The organism is Acinetobacter sp. AS167 (assembly GCF_037152175.1).
Classification (GTDB): domain Bacteria; phylum Pseudomonadota; class Gammaproteobacteria; order Pseudomonadales; family Moraxellaceae; genus Acinetobacter.
The window spans coordinates 81055-102787 of record NZ_JBBCMP010000003.1 but is presented as its reverse complement, the minus strand read 5'-3'; the positions used below and the strand labels follow the sequence as shown (position 1 = coordinate 102787).

Below are 21733 nucleotides of genomic sequence, written 5' to 3'. Positions count from 1 at the left end.
AGAAAGTTTGCAACGTTCGGTTATAAATAACACAAAATGAACTAAAAAAGCCCTGAAATCAGGGCTTTTAGTTTAGAAACGGTATTTATAAGCTTCAATATTGGCAAAAACCTCTGGAGTGACATCGCAATAGGCATTGGCACTTGGCAGTAATACCAATATACGATCAGAGGTTTTTTCAGGATTAAAGGATTGTTCCTTTAATTTATTTTTCTGATATTTAAATGTACCCGTCGTTTCTACAATTTGTTGGATACGTAAAAATACTGGAACTGCATAGGCTGGCAAGTTCTTTTTAAACTCGGCTGCAAGCTGGCTTAAATCCTGTTCAGTCAGTTCTTCCCCATCATGTAAAGTAATGGCAGCCATACCTGCTCGACCATTGGTATTTGGAATTTCAACGCCGTAAACTACAGCTTCTGTAATTTTAGGGTATTCACTACAAATATTTTCAACTTCAGTGGTCGAAACATTTTCACCTTTCCAGCGGAAAGTATCACCAAGGCGATCGACAAATTGAGCGTGTCGGAAACCAATATCACGAACCAAGTCACCAGTAATAAAGTAAGAATCGCCCTTTTTAAAGACATCTTTCATGATCACTGACTTGTTCTTTTCAGGATCTGTATAGCCATCAAAAGGGGAACGCTTGGTGATTTTACCAATCAATAAGCCTACTTCACCTTTTTTGACTTTTTGACATATACCATGACTGTCGCGAATGGCTTCATTTTTTTCTTTATCAAACTGGACGATGGCATAAGGTGTAGGTGAGAAGCCAACAGTATTGTTAAAATTAAAAACATTACTGAAGCCTACATTTCCTTCACTAGAGGCATAAAGTTCTAAAATTTCTTCGATACCAAAGCGTTCTTTAAATTTGCCCCAAATATTTGGACGCATACCATTACCGATCATTTTAGTGACACGGTGCGTATGATCAAGTTCTGAAGCAGGTGCATCCATGAGGTAGCGGCAAAGTTCACCGACATAACCAATTGCCGACGCATTAAACTTTTTGACATCAGACCAGAATGCAGAGGTAGAGAATTTACGACGGATTGCCAAAGCTGAACCGCCTGCAATTGCACCACACCAGCACACTACCATACCTGTTGCATGGTAAAGCGGTAAAGTGCAGTACATCACGTCATCTTCACCTAAGTTTAAGACATGACCATATGTTCCGTAGGCCAATGTCCAACGACTGTTGGTAAATACCACAGCTTTAGGTAAACCGGTTGTGCCAGAGGTATAGATATAAAACAAGCCATCTTTCCCTTTGACACTTTGTGTAGTCGAAGGATTGAATTTTGGAAATTGTTGAATTTTTTCAGCGAGATTGATAAAGCCTTGAGGTGCTGTACCTGGTTCTTGCATTGTATTTTGATCTGCAAACCAATGTAGACGGTCTAGAGCAATGTTTAAGTCTTGACGAATCTCATCTACCGCAGCACGGCATTCTTCACCGACGATCACCGCAACAGGATTGACCAAGTTGATACTATGTGTCAACACTTTACCTGTTTGTGAGGTATTGACTAAAGCTGTTGTTACGCCAATTTTTGCCAGTGCAATCACGGTCGCAATCAGTTCAGGACGATTTTCGATCATCACCGTGATCGCATCGCCTTTTTTTATGCCAATAGAAAGATAAAAGTGTGCAATTTGATTGGCCCAGTTATTCAGCTCTTTATAACTATAGCGTTGATCTTCAAATAATAACGCATCACCATAAGGATTGCGTTTTACAGCACGTTCAAAAGCAAGACCTAGCCCAGCAGGCGTATTGGGTGTTCTGATATAAGCTTGTTTAAGTCCAGTCAGGATATTGGGAAGCTTATTGATGAGCTGTGGTAAGCGCTCTGCGACATCAGTAAATCCGATGAGATCGGCCTGTGTTGTTTGACTCATATCAATCCTATTTATTTTTCGTAATCCAATACAATTTTTAGAGTATCATCGACTCACATTACATTTGTCTTTTTAATCGTATAAGACTAGTGCAATCAACCTAATCTGACAAATGTCCTGATAATCTCTTCAAAATAGCAAAAAAACCTAGCCATCGAAATGACTAGGTTCTCTTTAATCGCTACATTTTAAGCAAATTTTTACACATTACTCATCCGCTGGTGGTGTCGCTTTTTTTGGCGGACGGCCACGAGGGCGACGAGGACGGGCCGGTTTTTCATCTGTTGCCACATTGTCTGCCTTTTGGGCATCTTCATCTATGCCAACTTCAGCAGTCGTATCTAAAGCAAGTGATTGTTGTGGCTTTTTCGCCTTTTCAGTTGCAACAATTGCTTTTTCAACTGGCTTAGCTGGGGCTTCTTTGACCACTTCAACTTCCGCAGGCGCTGTTTCAACTGTAGTTTCTACGGGTGTTTCAGCTTGCACTTCTTCTTTTTGAGTAACCACAGGTGCTGCTTCAACTGGGCTTGCTTGAGTCTCAGTTTCCACTTCTTCTGGTTGTTGCTCAAGTTCAGCTTGATGCTCTTGCTTTGCTTGTACAGCTGCTTGTTTTGCTAAACGACGACGTTCACGAGGATCATTCGCTACACGGCGATCATTCTCAGGCTTTGGTGGCGTTAAGTCTAAGACATCAGCAGGTTGTGCTTCTGGCGCTGCTTTAGAGATAGCAACATCACGTGTTACAGGCTGCTTGGTTTGTACATCGGTCTTTTCTTCCACAGTTAAGGTCGCTGAATATTCTTCAGTAAACTTAACCAATGCACGATTGAATGTTGGAATTAATCCAAACTGTTCAATCAATACCGCACAGTCATCACCATAAACATGACGAATCAAAGTTCCCACTGTGTACTGATTTAATGTCGGTACTTGAGATGGTGCGATTTTAGGGGTTGTTGCTTTTGCTTGAGCAGCATCACGTTGTTGACGGCGTTTTTGACGCGGGTCATTGCTGGCACGTTGCACAGGCTGTTCTACTCGAACCTCTGCTGCAGGTGTTTTTGCTTCAGTAGTTACGGTCTGACTTTCTACAGCAGGCGCAATAGTTGGTTGAGCGTCTACAGTGCGAGGTGCTTTAGCAACAGTTTCAGCTTTTTCATTGCGATCATGGCGCTTCGGTTTGTTGCTTGCTGGCGCAGCAACTTGTTGCGGGTTTAATGCCACAATTTCACTTTGAGCTTGATCAAGATTGACCACTAAAGCTGTTTCAAGAGCTGCATGCTTCGGTGTGTCAATGAGTTCAACTTTAGGTTGTTGCTCTTGAGTTTGATTATGCTCTACTGGCGCATTGTTATTTGGCGCTTGTTGTTGCTCATCATTAAACACGCTGCTATCGCGATGACGATTTGGGCGGTTTGGACGTTGCTGATGGTTACGATCACGACGTGGAACCGCTTGTTCAGCAGGGGTTGCTTCAGCATTTTGATCATGCTGTTGACGTGGCTGCTTTTGCTGACGACGTTGATCACGTTGTTCCTGACGCTGTTCTTGGCGTTGCTCTTGACGAGGCACCTGAACCACTTCTTCAATCACTTGATGTTGATCAGTATTTTGTTCACGTGGCTCTTTATGCTTGTTACGATTTTTGTTTTTATTGTTGTTGTTACGCGGCGCTCTTTCTTCTTTCTCGCCCTGTTTTTCATATTCACGCGGTTCTTGTTTTTGAACAGGTGCATGTGAAAGATAAGCATTGGTTTCAGGAATAACCTGAGCTTCAATCGCTGTTGGAGCAACATTATTATTCACTTGACCAAATTGACCACGGCTTATAGCACCGCCATTAATCATTTGTTCAATTGCCGCAGCTGCATTGTTTGCAGAACGTGATTGGTCAACTGTTGCCGCTTGCTTTTGGACAAACAGATTTTCTAACCAAGCACATGGGCTTGAAGCTGGTTGAGCAACTTGTGCTTGAACCGTTTGTTGAACTTTTTGTGGTTGAGCAGGTTGTTGTTTTCTATTTTGCTTATTGTTTTGCGCTTGAGCCGGTGCAGTATTGTGTTGCGTTTGCTCTTCTTCCAAATGCCACTCAGATGACTCATAGCCCAATTCTTTTTCGCTTGAACGTGTAGCTTCAGTACGCTCATAGCTTGTTGGCGCAAAACCTTCAGGGTTATATGAGATTTCGTAATGTGGAGTTTCTAAATGTGGATGTGGCAATACAGTCACACGAACATTTGACGTTTGTTCTAAGTAAACCAGACTGTGACGCTTTTCATTCAACAAGAATGCTGCAATTTCAACAGGCACTTCAACTTGAACCTCACCTTGACGTTCACGTAATGCTATCTCTTCAACTTTACGCATAATTGAAAGAGAAAGTGAGCGTAAATCACGCACCATGCCTGTGCCATGACAGCGAGGGCATACATAACCAGTAGCTTCTTCAAGAGATGGGCGTAAACGTTGACGGCTCATTTCCATTAAACCGAAACGAGATAATTGACCGAACTGGATACGGGCACGATCACTTTGCGTCGCTTCACGAAGTTTGGCCTCAACCATACGTTGGTTGCGTTCTTTGGTCATATCGATAAAGTCGATCACAACCAAACCACCAATATCACGTAAACGTAATTGGCGAGCAATTTCTTCCGCTGCCTCTAAATTGGTACTGAGTGCAGTTTCTTCTACATCATGCCCACGTGTTGATTTCGCTGAGTTGATGTCAATTGAAACAAGTGCTTCAGTTTGGTCGATCACAATTGAACCGCCTGAAGGAAGTTTAACTTCACGTTCATAAGCTGTTTGAATTTGACTTTCAATACCAAAATGCGCAAATAACGGTTCATTTAAAGTATAGGTTTTTAACTTATCCAATTGATTTGGCATAACCGCTTTAACAAAGTTATAGGCTTCGTTATAGGCTTGCTCTGAGTCAATTAAAATTTCTGCAACATCATCACGTAAATAGTCACGGATAGCACGTGTCACAACACCCGCTTCTTGATGAACAAGCATTGGTGATGGACCAGAGTTTGCAGTACCTTGGATTTGAGCCCAAAGATCTAGCAAATGTTGAAGGTCAAGTTGAAGTTCTTCTTGTGAACGCCCAATCCCTGCTGTACGAACAATCACGCTCATACCACGTGGGGTATTTAATGACGCCAACATTTCTTTAAGTTCTTCACGAACTGAACCCGAAATTTGACGGCTAATACCACCACCTTTCGGATTGTTCGGCATCAATACTAAATAGCGACCAGCGAGAGAGATATAGGTTGAAAGTGCCGCGCCTTTGTTGCCACGCTCTTCTTTTTCAACTTGAACGAGAAGTTCTGTGCCTTCAGTGATGAGTTCACGAATATTTGAAGTTTGGCGAGGATCTGCCTTGTAATAAGTATTGGCAATTTCGCGCATCGACAAGAAACCTTGACGACCTGCTCCATACTCTACAAATACAGCTTCTAGAGAAGGCTCTACGCGAGTGACATGGCCTTTATAGATATTGGCTTTCTTTTGTTCACGTGTACGGTTTTCTAAATCGAAATCGTAAAGACGGTGACCAGTGATGAGTGCAACGCGAACTTCTTCGGCATGTGTTGCATTAATCAACATACGTTTCATGGGTGTAACACCTAATAGTGATTCACACCAACAACTCGCTATCTTTTTAAGTGAAGCGAACATCTAAAATATTGGATCAATGCCCAAATCACGGATACATCCAATATGATTTGAGTAATTTACCCACTTGTTTTGAGCAAGGTTGGGTTTGATGCCTGTATTGATGCTGCAATACTTCTTTAATCTTTGCACGATTAAAGTTTTGAGGTTTTCACTGGCACTTAAGTGGTGCATTGGATGACTGATTTGATTCGTCTTTCACTATCACATTGCTCGAAGAGCATCTCAACTTTTGTGAGAGCGTCTTGATACGGAATTATCATCGTACCTTTACAAATTGTGCAGTTCCAATGCCTCAAACACTTATGTCCTGAATAACACTCTACAGCGACTTGCCTGATGTGCATCAGTTTATGTTTAAAAACCAACGTCTGGGTTGGCGACATATATTTTTAAACAAACTGATTTCTGTACTTTAAGTACAATTAAACGCAACAGTTTGTCTTTTTGCCGATATAATAAAGCCTTCGGCGTCGGCATATTCTTTTGGGACCTTTCCGCATCTGTCGTGAATTTTATCGTATGTGTCACGCTTTCATTTTTAAAAAAGGGTGGCACTAAATTTCACTTACGGTGGTATCCGTGCGCTGACTATAGCAAACCTTGAATCATCTGCCTATGGGCTATATGCTTATTTTGTATGAAAAGCATAGTCTAAATGATCAGTTTTTAATCAAATTTTAGTTTTTTATTGGATCACCTAACTGTATGAATTCTACGCAACAATGGCAAAATGTAACTTGGTTTGAAGTAGACGAGCATCAAGAAGGCCAGCGCATCGATAATTTCTTATTTACTCGCCTGAAAGGTGTGCCGAAAAGCCGTATTTATCGTTTAATTCGTGAAGGCCAAGTACGGGTCAATAAAAAGCGTATAAAAGCAGAAACTAAGCTGGCAATTGGCGATCAAATCCGTGTTGCACCTATTCGCTTCGAGCAAAAAGATGAAACTGATGTACCTGTATCCGATAAAGTTGCTCAAAGCTTGCTTAGCCGTGTGGTGTATGAGGATGAAGGTTTATTGGTGATCAATAAACCTTCTGGAATTGCAGTACATGGCGGAAGCGGTGTGGCATACGGCTTAATTGAAGGCTTACGTGCGGCGACAGGTAAAAAATATTTGGAATTGATTCATCGTATTGACCGTGATACCTCAGGTCTGGTGATGGTGAGTAAAAAACGTAGCACCTTGAAAACGCTACAAGACTTGTTGCGTGAGCATAAAATTAAAAAAACCTATGCTGCAATTGTCAAAGGTCAAGTGAGCTTAGACCAACAGTTGATTAATCAACCTTTATTGCGCTATGAATTGTCCAATGGCGAACGTCGTGTACGTGTTTCAGATGAAGGTAAAGAATCTAAGACACAATGGAAAGTGGCAGAGCGCTTTATGCACGCAACATTGGTCTATGCTTCTCCGTTGTCGGGTCGTACCCATCAAATTCGTGTGCATGGCTTAAGTATTGGTCATCCTTTGGTGGGTGACGATAAGTACGGTCATGAAACAGAATATCGTGGACCAAAAGCTCGGAGATTAAGCTTACATGCGATGCGATTAGAAATTCCAGGTTATCCTGTGATTGAAGCGCCTTTACCGGAAGATATGCAAAGCTTGGTTGCACAATTAAGAGCACAAAAGAAAGATTGATTCTATCTTGCTGCTCAGTTTATCTTTTACATAAAGGGAACTTGTTATATGAAAAGTTCCCTTTGTATTTAAAAATGCGTTAGCTTGTCATGTAAAGCGTATAAGATTTAAAAATGAGTCATGCGTACACTGAGCAAATATTGGAAATAATTCATGCAAAAACCTGTAAAGCTTATCATTTTTGATTGGGATGGCACTTTATTTGATTCAGTTGGGCAAATTGTGGCGAGTTTGTTGGTGGCTGCAAAAGAATTTGAGCAGCCGTTAACAGCTGATGCTGCGAAAAGTATTATTGGTTTGGGGTTGCCTGAAGTTGCTCAAGTGTTATTTCCTCAAGTTCCAGAGTTACATACTGAAATTTTAAAATGCTATGGTGATCATTATGTTGAGCATTCCAAAGATGATTTGTGGTTCGCTGGCGTTTCTGAAATGTTGCATGATTTAAAAAATCAAAATATCAAATTGGCAGTCGCAACAGGAAAAAGCCGTCGTGGTTTAGATCGTGTTTTGGCTCAGACCCAGAGTCAGAATTTATTTGAGATCACCCGTGCGGCCAGCGAAACCAAATCCAAACCCGATCCATTGATGTTGGCTGAAATTTTAGATTATACTGGAATTCAGGCGGAGCAAGCCATTATGGTGGGTGATACATCTTATGACTTAGAAATGGCACAGAATATTGCTATGCCACGTGTTGGGGTGAGTTATGGGGTACATGCGATTGATGTATTACAGCGTTTTAATCCGCTGACGATCGCGGATAACGTCGATCATTTACATCAGTTTTTAGCTCAACAGCTTAAGGCACCTGAAGTTGCTTAGTTGCTTTTACGCTGTTTGCAGATTGCTCTCAGCGTAAACTTAGATAAAACCAACGAGTTATAATAAAAAAATTGACCATGAGCCGCTCTATTCGATTACTCACTTTATTACAACTTTTACGTGAACAGCGTTATCCCATTACCGCGCAATGCTTAGCAGAACATTTGGAGATTAGTGTCCGAAGTGTTTATCGGGATATTGAAAGTTTACGTGACCAAGGTGTTAATATTGAGGGCAGTGCGGGCTTAGGATTTCAGCTGAAAGAAAACTTTTTACTGCCTCCGATGAGTTTGGATGAAACAGAAGTCGAAGCAGTATTCTTGGCATTGCATTGGTTAAGGTCAGTGCCAGATCCAGCATTGAAAAATGCTGCACATTCAGTTTTGGCCAAACTTAATGCAGTATTGCCCAAGAATAAACAAGAGCTGATTGATGAAACCATGCTTCGGTCTATCAACCATTGGCTTGTGGTTGACGAAAAAATTGTCGAACAAGTACGTCTAGCTATTCGATATCAGGTCAAGATCGAAGTGCATTATTTAGATGAAAAACAAAATATTTCTACCCGTATGCTTTGGCCTTTTGTTTTAGGATATTTCAATGACAAAATGCTGTTGGCTGCATGGTGTGAATTACGTGAAGATTTTCGAAATTTTCGTTTAGATCGTATACAAAAATTAAATGTGACTGAAATCATTTACCCAGAGTTTAAGCGCCATCTTTTTCAGGCATGGTGGCAAAAAGAGCTGCAAAAAAAATCCATGCTAAAAAGCTCCTGACAAAAACTGACACAGCCGCCCTTTATATTCAATACACCACTATAAAGGAATGGAAAAATGGGCTTAAAACTATATAGCAACGCGCAGTCTAGAGGTCTTGTTATTGAATGGCTACTGATTGAGCTGGGGGCTGAATTTGAAAAAATTGAGTTGGCTTATCACACTGAAATGAAGTCGGAATCTTATCTAAACATTAACCCATTTGGCAAAGTACCCACCTTAGTCGATGGCGATGTGGTGATTTATGAAATGCCTGCAATTTGCGCCTATTTGGCAGATAAGTTTTTTGATCAAGGGCTTGCACCAGCGCTGGATGATCCAAAACGTGGTTTGTATTTCCGTTGGTTATTCTTTGCTGCTGGACCGTGGGATGCAGCCACAACGGATCGCGCATTAAAGGTTGAGGTTACCGATGAACAAAAAATGCATATTGGCTATGGAAACTTTCAGGACAGCTATAAGGCTTTAATTCAGGGCTTGGAGCAGGCTCAACCTTATCTATGTGGTGAGCAATTTACGGTAGCCGATGTGTTTGTTGGCTCCATGCTATTTTGGCAATTGAAGATGGCAGAGATTGAAAGCCATCCTGCAATTGAAAAGTATCTTAATTCAATCAAAAGCAGAAAAAACTTAAGAAATAATCAAGTGCTTTTTAGCGACTAAATCATCAAGACGATGCAAACTTAGCATGATCTCATACTTGGTTTGTATTGAGGTTTTTAGTCATATTCAAGCGCAGAAAATTATAAAAAACTTTGGAGATTGGATTTTGGTGTTAATCCCACTATTTTTTACTTCTGTTAAATAAAACCTGCAGCAACATTAATACAGATCGCCAAAATCGTCGTGTTAAATCCATATGCCAAAAGGATATGTAGAATATTTAAAACTCGCATTGAGCGAGAAGTGATAGATACATCTGCAGTTTGTGCAGAAGTACCAATGACATAACTAAAATATAAAAATTCAGGATAGGTTGGCTTAGGGGTTTTCGGAAAGTCCAATCCTCCATCCTGTCGATTCTCTACGGCCAAATAAAAGTCATGTGCGTAATGAATAGCAAAAATGGTATGCATAAATAACCATGCAAAAATAATGGTAAAAATCGCTAAAGCGATATGTCCTGCTTTAATTCCAGTCACATCGGGCAAATGTGCCAGTTCAATAATAATGGCAATAAAGCACATGATGAGTGAGAGCACAACCAACAGCAAAATGATCCATTTGCTAGCATCCTGCTGTTGAGCACGCTTTAAAATATGCGCTTGATTGGTTGCCCAGAGCATTTTCATCGTTAGGATGAGATAAATCAAAATGGCAATATTCCAACTGAATAACAAATTGGTTGACCACTGCCAATCTGTACCAAAAGACATCCCCATATATACAACTGCAGTGAGTAGAAAACTAATAAAGAAGTATGGGCGAGACTGTATACCTGATCGAAATTGATGAAATGCACGTCCTATCATGATGGACACCGCCTAAGTTAAAAATTGAGATGTATTTGCGTAAAAAAAATGGACATAAGTTTTATGTGTTTAAGCCGTCCTATTTAAAAAACAATGCTGTGTCAATTTTGGAGCAGTGCTTTTATTCTTGCTCTAAGCGATTGATATCCAAATAAAATACTTTGGTTAATAATTCGATGAACTTTTGTATAGCAACCGAGCCAGCACTTTTTCGATAACTCACATACAAGTCTAGATAGGGCAGTTCAATATCTAAAGGTCGAATGACGGTGTTACTGGTGGTCAATGGCGCAATATAACTCGGCAAAATTGTACAGCCTAAGCCCGCTCCAACTGAGTTGATATTCAGTAAAATATTGTCAGCTTTTTGGACGATATTCAATTCAATATTATTGTGTTTGGCAAATTCTAAAATGGTGTTATGTAAGGTGCTGGATTGTTCTTCGGCAGGGATAATAAAGTCGATAGCATTTAATGCTTTAACAGGGATACGTTCATGCTTTGCTAAAGGATGGTCTTTGGGTAAAAGAACAATTAACGGCTCACGCAGCACAAATTTACTTTCAAATTCTTCATTATGAAAATTGTGTCTGCTAAAGCTGATATCTAGCTCACCCTTTTTCATTGCACGTATTTGTTCAAGGTTATTTAAGTTAAATAACTCAATTTTGAGATCAGGATTTTGTACCCTTAAATTAGGCAATACATAAGGGAAAATTTTCATTTCAGCAACGGGCACAAACCCAATCCTTAACAATTGCTGTTTGGCTTTGGAAACTTGTCTGGCCATCGCAACAGCCTTATCGGCTTGCGCTAAGGTTAAGCGTGCTTGTTCAAGGAAAACAGCGCCTTCTTCGGTAAGTTCAACTTTACGCTTTGTCCGATTTAACAGTCGAACACCGACATCTTCTTCAAGATCTTTGATCTGTTGGCTGAGTGAGGGTTGTGCCGTATAAAGTCTCAGTGCTGCTTTGCTAAAGTTTAGTTCTTCAGCCACAGTAATGAAGTATCTCAGATGTCGTAATTCCATATAACGCGTCCAAAGAATAATCCAAAAAATGTCTTACTAATATTTTATAATAGTATAATCTATAAACAACTGTCAGGTGAAGATGATTATAGTATTTAGAAAATAAATGAACTTTTAAAATTCATTGTTATTTTAATATAGAAAATAACATGGTGAATAATCTATAAAATATCTTAATAAAAATAAAAAATATTTCTCTAAGCTCTAGCCTAGAAGCAATCATTTGTACAAAGTTGAATCAATTTATCTATGGCTCTTGCTTGTCAAAATCGTACTTGCAGGAATGAAAGAATTGATATCAAGACTTTCATTAATCTACATAATGGCCATATCTCGCCATTAATCTATAGCGATCCTAATTTATATGAACGAACACTTGAAAAGTGTTTGATTGCACTGGTTTAAGTTGTTTTAATCTGTCTTATAGACATGATTATACTGAGAATTTCATAAAATTGACTTTGAGATTGGGTAAAGTCAGCTTTATGTATCTAGAGATTCTAGAGTTGATGAGAGCGTTCATGCTGATGTTTTTGATATCGCTTTATCTCAAAACGTTTAGACGGATGGCTTCTTTAATTTTAAATGCAAAATTGGAAATGGATTACCTTCAGCATCAAGTTCTGAACGCGCAATTTGTTGGAAGTTATGTTTCTTATAAAACTCCAAAGCACGAATATTTTGTTCGTTGACATCTACTTCATGTGCACCTAACTCAAAAGCTTTTTGAATGAGCATTGAACCGATGCCTTGATCAAAAAAATTAGGCTCAATAAATAACATTTCAATCTTTTGATAAGCCAGTCCCATAAACCCAGCGATTTGACCTTCACGTTCCACATGAAACAACTGCACATGATCAAAATAATGATGCTGAATGATGAGTGTTTTAATTTGTAAAATATGTTGTTCATTTAAAAAGTCATGAGTCGCACGCACAGAAGCTTCCCAAATTTTCAATAATTGTGGATGAGACTGCGACGGAGTATTTAGAATATTGGTTAAATTGGGTTCCATAAAAGATTCACTCAATTGTGAAAAACAACAAAAAATAAAGAAAAATCACAGATAGTTTCGCTAATATGAAGCAGGACAGCTATAAAAATCAAATTGATGTATTTGATGATAAAAAACAGGACAATAAATGTCAGATTCCAACAAAATTGTTGTATATGCAGCACTTTTGGGCAATTTAGCCATTGCTCTGGTTAAGTTTGTTGCCGCCTATATTACAAATAGTTCAGCGATGCTCAGTGAGGCAGTCCATTCTGTCGTAGATACTTTAAATGAAATCTTATTGCTGTATGGTTTAAAAAAATCACAACAGCCTGCAAATTATCATCATCCCTTCGGTTATGGAAGAGAGTTATACTTTTGGGCCTTTATTGTTGCACTGTTGGTTTTTGCTTTAGGTGCGGTAGTTTCAATTTATCAGGGTATTCAACATATTCGTCATCCAGAAGTTATACAATCCCCATTGGTCAACTATGTGGTACTCGGGTTTGCGCTGCTTTGTGAAGGAGCTTCATGGTTTATTGCGTTGAAAACATTTAAAAAGACCAAAGGTCAGATGGGATATTTTGAAGCATTCCGTCGCAGTAAAGATCCGACAACCTTTACTGTTTTATTTGAAGACTCAGCAGCTCTAATTGGCTTAATCATTGCATTGCTTGGAATATTTTGTGCTCAGCAGTTTAATTTACCCGTTTTAGATGGTGTGGCTTCGGTACTGATTGGTGTTGTCTTGGCTATATCAGCCTTGCTTTTGGCAAGGGAAACCAAAGGGTTGTTGATGGGTGAAACAGCAGATCCAAAACTGCGTCATAATGTATTGAAAATTGCTCAAGAAGATCCTGCCGTACATTCAGCAAATGGCGTATTGACTGAACAAATGGGCGCACATCAAGTGATTGCTTCTTTAAGCTTAGAGTTTAAAGATAGTTTAACTTCAGATGATATCGAAGTCTGTGTGAACAGAATTGAAGCAAAGATTAAAAGTATTCATCCCGAAATCGTGGCATTATTCGTGAAGCCACAAACACAGCAAGTATGGCTTGAAAGAATGAAAGGGCGTTTAGAGTAATCATGTCGAAACAAGAGCCAATGGTACGTCTTGAAGATACAACGGTACAAGACAACACAATGCAAAATAAGACTGTTCCATCTCAGCAAGTTCAACAATTGCATTATCGAATTGATACTGAAAATTGTCTGTCACATACATGGTATAAACCTGTATTTAGTGTGATTGGTTCAAATCAGCACAATGGTGAACGGTTCTTTAATGAAGTACGTAAACCACAAGGGCGTAGCCGTTGGGATTTGATGAAATGGCTGGGTACCCGAAAATCATATACTTGGAATGTGGATACCCAAAAAGAATCATCAGAATTCTATGCGGCAACACGCGTATTACCTCAGAATCGACCAGATGCTGATGAACATGATTGGCAAATCTGGTTTGTGAGTCATGCGACTGTACTGGTTCAAATTGGTCCCTATAACTTTTTAACTGATCCTGTTTGGGCCGACTATGTTAGTCCGAAACATGGGCGTGGACCAAAACGTGTGATTCCTGCTGGAATTGCTTTAGAACAATTGCCAGAGATTCATGCAGTTTTACTCAGTCATAATCACTATGACCATATGGATTTAGCCTCTTTAAGATGGCTACACAACAAGTTTGCCATGCCAATCTATACAGGTTTGGGCAATGCCTGTTACTTGCCTAAAGAGTTCCATGTGATTGAGATGGACTGGTGGCAATCTGCATTGTTTAAAAACTTAAAAATTATTTATACCCCAGCACAGCATGGCTCGGGTCGTGGTTTACGTGATCAGAATATTGCATTGTGGGGTGGTTTTTCTGTGGTATCGCAACATGGTCATTTCTTCTTTGCTGGCGATACGGGGTATTCACCGCATTTTAAAGAAATTCAAAAACGGTTAGGTTCACCGCGAATTGCGTTATTGCCAATCGGTGCGTATGAACCAAGAGCGCTAATGAAATATATGCACATGAATCCACAAGATGCTTTTCAGGCGCATTTAGATTTACAAGCCAAGCGTTCTTTGGCAATTCATTACCGTACTTTCCAATTGACGGATGAAGCGCGGGAACAGCCTGAGCAGGATTTACAAAAGGCTATGAAGAATTCATCAAAAATGATTAATCCATTCTACTGTATTCGTGAAGGCCGTAAATTGGTTGTGTAGTGAGTCTTATTGAGCCATAAAAATTGAGAGCGCTAAAAAATTGAGAACACTAAAAATGATAAAAATCTTATCGAGTACTTTGTTGTTTTGCTTGGTGATGAGCTCAGTTGCTGCAAAATCTATAGACCTAACTCAAGCGGCTGGGGCTGATGGAGATCAGATGACTATGGCAACAGCCGAAGAAGATAGTCCAGCAGCAGATGATACAGAGAGTATCAAACCTCTCAATGAAAAATATGACTTGGAAACGGGTGATGAATGGAAATTAATTCATCAAAATTCAAATAATCAATTTTTTGAAAGTATCACCACAATATCTGATGGGAATCAACTTATTCAAGCTTGGGTTAAAAGTGTGAACCCAAAAAGGCAATACATGATTAATTATTATCAAGTACTGTGTAAGGATCGGACATTTACACGACTTGAGCAGTTTAAAAGTCAGGATGATAAAAACTATAAACTGGTTAAAAAGGTCGAGCATTATCGTCAGACACAACCCTTTAGTCAGGCAGGTGAAATACTTCCAGTTTTGCAAAAGCTGTGTCAGGATTAGGGGGTATTTACCCAGACTAAAAAATAGTGTTGATTCCTGATTGAAAAATCAAGGGAGATGAATAATGAAAATAATCCAAACTTTATTGATGTTACTGGCATTATCTAGTACAGCTTTTGCTGAGACTCAAAATATACAAATTAATCAAAATAATTTTGAGTTGAAAACAGGGATGAATCAAGATGATGTTGATTTATTACGAAAAGATATTGAATTATATCGAGATAATAAAAAGCTGCTCACGCATACAATTTATTCAACCACGGGTGACTGTAGTATTCTCCAGATTGAATTGGGTGATTATGAGATTAAAGATAATAAGATTATTTTTTATAGCTACTGGGCTTCGGGTGATCGGCAGGGACTCTGGACCTATCCTTATGGTGTGCGCAAACAAACCTATACTGTGGATGCAAAGGGTAAAGTGGAATTAGTCAGTGCTGTACTATATGTTGAAGATATTTTGGGTGATCCGCTTAGCACAAACCCAGATGAGGAATACCTTCAATTTTTGCATACCGCTCCAAAAACTAAGCAACAACAACGTGCATTGAGTGAATATATTCAAACCATGCAAAGTGATTATAAAGGTCGATTTGTGCATGGACAGGAACGGGCGCGCTTAATTCAAGAAGTGAAAAGCAAACTTGCCAAGCAAATTGCGACTGAAACCAAAGGATGGAAAGAGCAGTTTGGTACAAATATGCGAATGTAAGTTTATTCGGCTTTTTGAGCATTGAGAAGTTGAATTGCGACAATAGACAGTGTGGCCATTGCGGTATTCATGATGAAAGGATTAAAACCCCGCGCAAAATAGTGTGGATAAACGATCGCAACAACCAGTAAAAACAACAGCATCGCGATGATATTTAAATAATGCAGAAGCTTTGATTGTCTAAAAATAAGAAATAATCCACCAAATATTATTTCTCCAAATCCTGAGAGTTCAATAAGTCTAGGAATGGGCAACAATTGAATCCCTGTAAATTGCCAAAATTGTTGCTCTTCGATGACTTTATATATAATTTTAGGGATGAGCCCTTGATAAAACCATAATACAGCCAGTGAAATATGAATGGTCAATAAGGCATTCTGAAGTACTTTAGAATTTTGCATCAATGCTATGTTCCAAAAAATGTTTTTTATTTTTAGATGAAGGCAGTAAACACTGTGCAGTTGTACCAAATAAACGATAGCGATTTAAAGCGATTCGGCAATATAGAAAATCTCGGATAAATTTAGGTATCCCGTACCCCATTTTTAAATATGAAAAGGGTGGTCCTAAGCTTTCAATCACTTTTAAAAACGCAGTGGATTCACTATAGGCTTGCCCATTTTTAATCACCAACATGCTATCAAATTGCTCAGTGGGCATTTGGTAATGTCTTAAGATGTCTTGTCCTAAAGGTGATTGCACCGAAGTTAATTTAAATTGTGCCTGTGTATCATATTTGATTAAAAACTTTGCCCAGCCATTACATAACACACAGATTTCATCAAATAAAATGATGTCATGTTGTTGAATTAGCGCTTCAATTTTCTGTTGCATGGCTTTACTCGCAATTGGGAGTTTCTTCAATATAGTGCATTTATACAAAATAAAAAACCGCCCGAAGGCGGTTTCTATTGAATGACTTTTATTGAACTAGACTTATTGAAAACCAGGATGACCTTTACCAGGATCGCTATCCCGTGCAGCTTGTGCATCTGCAACAGTTAAGCCCAAGGCTTTTGCCACGCCTTCACCATACGCTGGATCACATGCATAACAGTTACGGATATGACGATACTTAATAAAATCAAGTGCATCACCCATTGCACCCGCCGTATTATCAAACAGTGCTTGTTTTTGCGTATCATTCATTAAATTGAATAAAGCGCGTGGTTGGCTGAAATAATCCGAATCATCTTGGCGGAAATCCCAATAATCTGCATCACCACTGATTTTTAATGGTGGTTCTTTAAACTGAGCTTGTTCTTGCCATTGGCTGAAACTGTTCGGTTCATAGTGTGGTAAACCGCCATAGTTTGCATCGACACGGCCTTGACCATCACGGTGATTAGAGTGAACAGGGCAACGTGCAGCATTGACAGGAATTTGTTGATAATTCACACCCAAACGGTAGCGTTGAGCATCGGCATAGTTAAATAATCGCGCTTGCAACATACGGTCAGGTGAAACACTAATACCTGGAACTAAATTGCTTGGTGCAAAAGCTGATTGTTCTACATCAAGGAAGAAGTTTTCAGGATTTTTATTCAGCTCAAACTCACCCACATCAATCAGTGGATAATCTGCATGAGGCCAAACTTTGGTAAGGTCAAATGGATGATAAGGGACTTTCTCTGCATCTGTTTCAGGCATGACTTGAATTTGAAGCTTCCACTTTGGGAAGTTACCATTTTCAATCGAATCAAATAAATCACGTTGATTACTTTCACGATCTTTAGCAACAACCGCTTCCGCTTCAGCATCGGTTAAATTTTCAATGCCTTGTTGGGTGCGGAAATGAAATTTGACCCAAAAACGTTCATTGTTTGCATTGATAAAGCTGTACGTATGACTACCAAAACCATGCATATGGCGGAAGCTTTTTGGAATACCACGATCAGACATCACAATCGTCACCTGATGCAAAGCTTCAGGTAATAACGTCCAAAAATCCCAGTTGTTGGTTGCACTACGTAGATTGGTTTTGGGGTCGCGTTTTACGGCTTTATTTAAATCTGGGAATTTACGTGGATCACGCATGAAAAAGACGGGAGTGTTGTTCCCAACGAGATCCCAGTTACCTTCTTCGGTATAGAACTTGAGTGCAAAACCTCGAATATCACGTTCTGCATCTGCTGCACCACGTTCACCAGCTACAGTGGTGAAGCGTGCAAACATTTCTGTTTGTTTGCCAATTTGTGAGAATATTTTAGCGCGTGTGTACTGAGTAATATCGTGAGTTACGGTAAATGTACCAAAAGCACCTGAACCTTTTGCATGCATTCTGCGCTCAGGAATAACCTCGCGTACAAAGTTGGCCAGTTTCTCGTTTAACCATAAATCTTGTGCCAGTAGAGGACCACGTGCGCCTGCCGTTAAACTATTTTGGTTGTCTACAACAGGTGCACCAAAAGCCGTTGTCAGGTGGGTTACAGGACATTTTTTTGAGTCTTGGCTCATTCTATTTCTCCATTTTTAATTAATCATGTATTCATTTTTGAATAGATGGAATAGATAAAGAATATTCGCTATTACATGACATTAACCGTAATTGAAAAACCAATATAGTGCACAATTGTTAAATCTAATTGATCTAAAAATAAATGATTTGTCATTTATTTTTAGAAACAACTTACCGGTCTTTATCTGCTTTAAAAATATTGTTGATCAAGGAAGAGCAAGCAATGTTTTAAAGCGATAACTTTACTTTAGAGTGATTTTTTATATTTGTAAAATTGATAAAAATATTGTTATTGATTTGTTTTGGCGATTAATGGGGCAGAGCTCTGCGTACTGATAGGTAAAATAATAATTCAGCTTTTATTTACAATAATAATGATGGTTTAAAATATAAAAAAATAAAAATCAACAGCTTGTGTTTTTTGGTGAAAATGGACTTGGATACAACCAACTTGTCTTCATCCATTTGAGAATATTTTGCAGAGCGAAAATTGATTGCATTCAATTTTAGAAAATCTGTTTTTTAATACATATAACGCTATTTATAATTTGAACCATATCCGCCTCCAAAACTTTCCAATCCTTAAACTCAGGTTCGATCAGCAATGTCTGCGAGACAACACCATAGCAAATTCGTTGTACATTTAGACTCATTTGTTTAAGTTTTTCATCATCCTGAATAAAAGGTTTCAGCATGTTTTGCCACATCTCTACCATCATGGCATAACTTTTTTGATACGTTTCAATACTGGAAACCTGTCGTTCTAATAAGAAAGACTGGGCCCATAAAAATTGTTGTGTTTGAATTTGCTCAAGTTGAAAATGAATAATTTGCTGTAAATAGCTTTGAAAATCTGATTTTGTGGATAAGTCATACACACTTTGTGCATAACTTTTTAAGACTTCTGCATTGCTTTTTACATGTTGGTGAATGGTTAAAGCAATCAAATCTTCTTTTTTAGAAAAATACTCATAGAACGTCCCTAAACCCACACCAGCAAGATCAGTAATTTCACGAATGGTAATTTTATTGGCAGGATGTTCATGTAAAAGCCGAACAAAACTTTCCATCAACGCTTCTTGCGTGATACGTGCCCTTGATTGGCGGGGTTTACGACGCACATTGATTGCAGGTAAAGCCATAAAAATAATCCGAACATCCTTGAAGGTATTTTCTTCTATACTGAATGCAATTGGTAAAAACAACAAGATAGGAATTCAGGATGAACACAGCAGAGAATTGGCAAACACATGAAATCAGCAATCAGTTTGACGAACTGCAAAACTATAATTTATTGACTACAGATCAAGTCTTACAAGAAATTTTGCAACGTTATGGCAGTCAGGATCAGCAATGCCTAACTGAGTTTTCAAAGATTGCGGGTTCTACTGAATATTATGAATATGCCGATTTGGCCAATCGACATACTCCTGAATTACATAGTTTTGATGCTCGTGGTCGCCGTAAAGATTTTCTAGAGTTTCATCCTGCATGGCATAAATGGATGCGGCTAAATCGACAATTTGACACACACGCACATCCATTTAATCATCCACAATCAAGTTCAAAATGGGTCGATTGGGCGGCTCGATTTTTCCTGAGTGGACAAGTCGAGTGTGGCAATCTATGCCCTAATTCTATGACGCTAGGTAGTATTCCCTTAATTCAAAATGAACCTGAGTTGTGGGCAAAAGTTGGTGAAAAGCTCTTATCGACTGAATACGATGAACGTGACATTCCGATTTCTCAGAAAAAATCAATTTGGTTAGGTATGGGGATGACGGAAAAGCAGGGCGGGTCAGATGTGCGCGCCAATGAAACACGGGCTGTTCCTGTAGCTGAGTCAGGACGTGGGCAAGCATATCTACTGACAGGACATAAATGGTTCTTTTCCGCACCAATGTGTGACGCACATTTAGTCGTGGCAAAAACTGAACAAGATGGATTGGCCTGCTTTTTTGTACCACGTTGGCTAGAAGATGGGACAAAAAATCCGGTTCAAGTACAACGACTCAAAGATAAAGTGGGTAATCGCAGTAATTCAAGCTCAGAAGTTGAATTTAAAAATGCTTGGGGCATTATGATCGGTGAAGCTGGGCGCGGGATTCCCACGATTATTGAAATGGCAAACTATACACGTTTGACCTGTTCAGTCGGTTCAAGTGCGATGTTACGTCAGGCTTTGGTGCAATGTATTGCCTATACCCGTCAGCGTAAAGCCTTTGGTAAACATTTGGCGGAACAACCGTTGATGCAAGCGGTATTGGCGGATTTAGCTTTGGAAACAGAAGCAGCCATGCAATTGAGTTTTCATCTTGCGCATTGCTATGAGAGTGATGGTGAATTATCTCTGGCATGGAGACGAATCATGACACCAGCAGCAAAGTTCTGGGTGTGTAAGCGTGCCGTGGAGTTGACAGGTGAGATGATGGAAGTCTTCGGTGGCAATGGTTATGTCGATACAGGAATCATGGCACGTATTTTTAAAGAAGCCCCTGTAAACACCATTTGGGAAGGCTCTGGTAATGTGATGTGCTTGGATGTATTACGTGCAATTCAACGTGACCGTGAATCAATTGAAGTCTTATTTAAATCATTTGCACAAGTTGCATCTCAAGATCCAATTTTACAAGATGAATTACAAGCTTTATTTAAATTATTTAATGGCTTACAAGTAGATGAATTGCAATTTATGGCACGTAGCTTAGTCAGTCGTTTGGTCATCTTGGCACAAGCTATTTTGCTGAAACAATATGCACCAGATTTTGTTGCGGATGCTTTTATTGCAACACGTTATAGTGCGTTTTATGGACGCGTGGTCGGAATGTTAGATGCACAAGCTGTGGATGTAAAACGTTTGTTAGATAGAGCTTTAGCTTAATCCCTTCGAAAACGCAAAAGCGGCATTATGTAAATAATGCCGCTTTTTTTTAAGCCACTTTTATCAAAGTTCAAGCTTGGGATGTGTAATCGAAATTACTTTTGTTTTTTAAGCTTTTTTTTGAGCTTTTTCAATTTACCTTCGTGTTTGGAGATTTTTTCCAAACGTGCTTTGATTTTCTGTTTTAAAGATTTAACTTGCTTAGACATCATGTTACTCCTTAGTTTGAGTATCCGTTGGCTGATGTTTTTTGATAAAACTACGGATAAATTTTCTTAACTCACGCGCTGCACTGGTATCCATCGTTTCACAAAGTTGTAAAAACTGGTCACGCTCAGCACTGTTAATGCGAATTAAGAGTTGCCCATCTTTTTTATTCACCTTTGTCTTTTTGGGTAATTCAGCCATGACGTATTTATCCCCAAAGGTGATAATCCAAAAAATGTATATACAATATATATGCATTTTTTGGTTTTGGCAAATTTATATTGTTGAAAATATTTAATATTTATGTTTTTTATTGAAATTTGTTGTAATTAATTTTTTATTTCAGTAA

At 39.0% G+C, this 21733-nt stretch carries 19 protein-coding genes; 9 read left to right on the top strand and 10 right to left on the bottom strand.

Translation table 11 applies throughout. From position 1 onward, the window contains the following. Window positions 1-72 precede the first annotated feature (72 nt). Together WFN33_RS06860 and WFN33_RS06855 are read right to left on the bottom strand one after the other, a co-directional pair. The gene (locus tag WFN33_RS06860) at window positions 73-1914 is read right to left on the bottom strand and encodes a long-chain-acyl-CoA synthetase (protein ID WP_336952227.1); all 1842 of its coding nucleotides are present in this window, start codon (window positions 1912-1914) and stop codon (window positions 73-75) included. A 207-nt stretch (window positions 1915-2121) separates the two neighbouring features. Continuing rightward, on the bottom strand, window positions 2122-5541 hold the full coding sequence (locus WFN33_RS06855) for an Rne/Rng family ribonuclease (protein WP_336952226.1): 3420 nt from the start codon (window positions 5539-5541) through the stop codon (window positions 2122-2124). Between the two features lie 768 nt (window positions 5542-6309). On the opposite strand from WFN33_RS06855, the gene WFN33_RS06850 reads away from it, so the two are divergent. From WFN33_RS06850 to WFN33_RS06835, 4 genes are all read left to right on the top strand, one after another. Beyond that, on the top strand, window positions 6310-7248 hold the full coding sequence (locus tag WFN33_RS06850; protein ID WP_336952225.1) for an RluA family pseudouridine synthase: 939 nt from the start codon (window positions 6310-6312) through the stop codon (window positions 7246-7248). 153 nt (window positions 7249-7401) lie between these two features. Continuing rightward, window positions 7402-8070 carry an HAD-IA family hydrolase gene (locus tag WFN33_RS06845; protein WP_336952224.1) on the top strand — a complete coding sequence of 223 codons (669 nt, stop codon included), beginning with the start codon at window positions 7402-7404 and terminating at the stop codon, window positions 8068-8070. 77 nt (window positions 8071-8147) lie between these two features. Further along, the gene (locus WFN33_RS06840) at window positions 8148-8849 is read left to right on the top strand and encodes a helix-turn-helix transcriptional regulator (RefSeq protein WP_336952223.1); all 702 of its coding nucleotides are present in this window, start codon (window positions 8148-8150) and stop codon (window positions 8847-8849) included. Between the two features lie 57 nt (window positions 8850-8906). Continuing rightward, window positions 8907-9512: a glutathione S-transferase family protein gene (locus WFN33_RS06835; RefSeq protein WP_336952222.1), complete on the top strand. Its 606-nt coding sequence runs from the start codon at window positions 8907-8909 to the stop codon at window positions 9510-9512. 137 nt (window positions 9513-9649) lie between these two features. Here the strand turns inward: WFN33_RS06835 and WFN33_RS06830 are convergent, their stop codons facing one another. From WFN33_RS06830 to WFN33_RS06820, 3 genes are all read right to left on the bottom strand, one after another. Further along, window positions 9650-10321, bottom strand: coding sequence for a DUF1345 domain-containing protein (locus WFN33_RS06830; protein WP_336952221.1), 672 nt, complete (start codon window positions 10319-10321; stop codon window positions 9650-9652). A 121-nt stretch (window positions 10322-10442) separates the two neighbouring features. Beyond that, window positions 10443-11351, bottom strand: coding sequence for a DNA-binding transcriptional regulator HcaR (gene hcaR, locus WFN33_RS06825; RefSeq protein ID WP_336952220.1), 909 nt, complete (start codon window positions 11349-11351; stop codon window positions 10443-10445). Window positions 11352-11909: 558 nt separating this feature from the next. Continuing rightward, window positions 11910-12368, bottom strand: coding sequence for a GNAT family N-acetyltransferase (locus WFN33_RS06820; RefSeq protein WP_336952219.1), 459 nt, complete (start codon window positions 12366-12368; stop codon window positions 11910-11912). 127 nt (window positions 12369-12495) lie between these two features. Between WFN33_RS06820 and WFN33_RS06815 the strand changes: the two genes are divergently transcribed. The 4 genes from WFN33_RS06815 (at window position 12496) to WFN33_RS06800 (ending at window position 15838) form a co-directional block, all read left to right on the top strand. Further along, window positions 12496-13434, top strand: coding sequence for a cation diffusion facilitator family transporter (locus WFN33_RS06815; protein ID WP_336952218.1), 939 nt, complete (start codon window positions 12496-12498; stop codon window positions 13432-13434). A 2-nt stretch (window positions 13435-13436) separates the two neighbouring features. Next, on the top strand, window positions 13437-14567 hold the full coding sequence (locus WFN33_RS06810; protein ID WP_336952217.1) for an MBL fold metallo-hydrolase: 1131 nt from the start codon (window positions 13437-13439) through the stop codon (window positions 14565-14567). Window positions 14568-14622: 55 nt separating this feature from the next. Then, complete coding sequence (locus WFN33_RS06805) at window positions 14623-15123, top strand: hypothetical protein (protein ID WP_336952216.1); 501 nt, start codon at window positions 14623-14625, stop codon at window positions 15121-15123. A gap of 64 nt (window positions 15124-15187) precedes the next feature. Then, window positions 15188-15838: a hypothetical protein gene (locus tag WFN33_RS06800; RefSeq protein WP_336952215.1), complete on the top strand. Its 651-nt coding sequence runs from the start codon at window positions 15188-15190 to the stop codon at window positions 15836-15838. 2 nt (window positions 15839-15840) lie between these two features. Here WFN33_RS06800 and WFN33_RS06795 read toward each other — a convergent pair whose 3' ends face one another. The 4 genes from WFN33_RS06795 to WFN33_RS06780 all read right to left on the bottom strand — a co-directional run bounded on the left by WFN33_RS06795 (window position 15841) and on the right by WFN33_RS06780 (window position 19438). Continuing rightward, window positions 15841-16239 (bottom strand): DoxX-like family protein, encoded by a 399-nt coding sequence (locus WFN33_RS06795; protein ID WP_336952214.1) that lies wholly within the window; start codon window positions 16237-16239, stop codon window positions 15841-15843. Continuing rightward, window positions 16226-16672, bottom strand: a complete 447-nt coding sequence (locus WFN33_RS06790) for a thiol-disulfide oxidoreductase DCC family protein (protein ID WP_336952213.1) — start codon at window positions 16670-16672, stop codon at window positions 16226-16228. The genes WFN33_RS06795 and WFN33_RS06790 overlap by 14 nt, the downstream gene beginning before the upstream one ends. 102 nt (window positions 16673-16774) lie before the next feature. Continuing rightward, window positions 16775-18295: a catalase gene (locus WFN33_RS06785; RefSeq protein ID WP_004718136.1), complete on the bottom strand. Its 1521-nt coding sequence runs from the start codon at window positions 18293-18295 to the stop codon at window positions 16775-16777. 507 nt (window positions 18296-18802) lie between these two features. Beyond that, entirely contained in the window at window positions 18803-19438 is a 636-nt protein-coding gene (locus tag WFN33_RS06780) for a TetR/AcrR family transcriptional regulator (protein WP_336952211.1), read from the bottom strand. 80 nt (window positions 19439-19518) lie between these two features. Here WFN33_RS06780 and WFN33_RS06775 point away from each other — a divergent pair, with 80 nt between their 5' ends. Further along, complete coding sequence (locus WFN33_RS06775) at window positions 19519-21177, top strand: acyl-CoA dehydrogenase family protein (protein WP_336952210.1); 1659 nt, start codon at window positions 19519-19521, stop codon at window positions 21175-21177. Between the two features lie 213 nt (window positions 21178-21390). Here WFN33_RS06775 and WFN33_RS06770 read toward each other — a convergent pair whose 3' ends face one another. Continuing rightward, on the bottom strand, window positions 21391-21585 hold the full coding sequence (locus WFN33_RS06770) for a hypothetical protein (protein ID WP_004718119.1): 195 nt from the start codon (window positions 21583-21585) through the stop codon (window positions 21391-21393). Window positions 21586-21733: the final 148 nt, after the last annotated feature.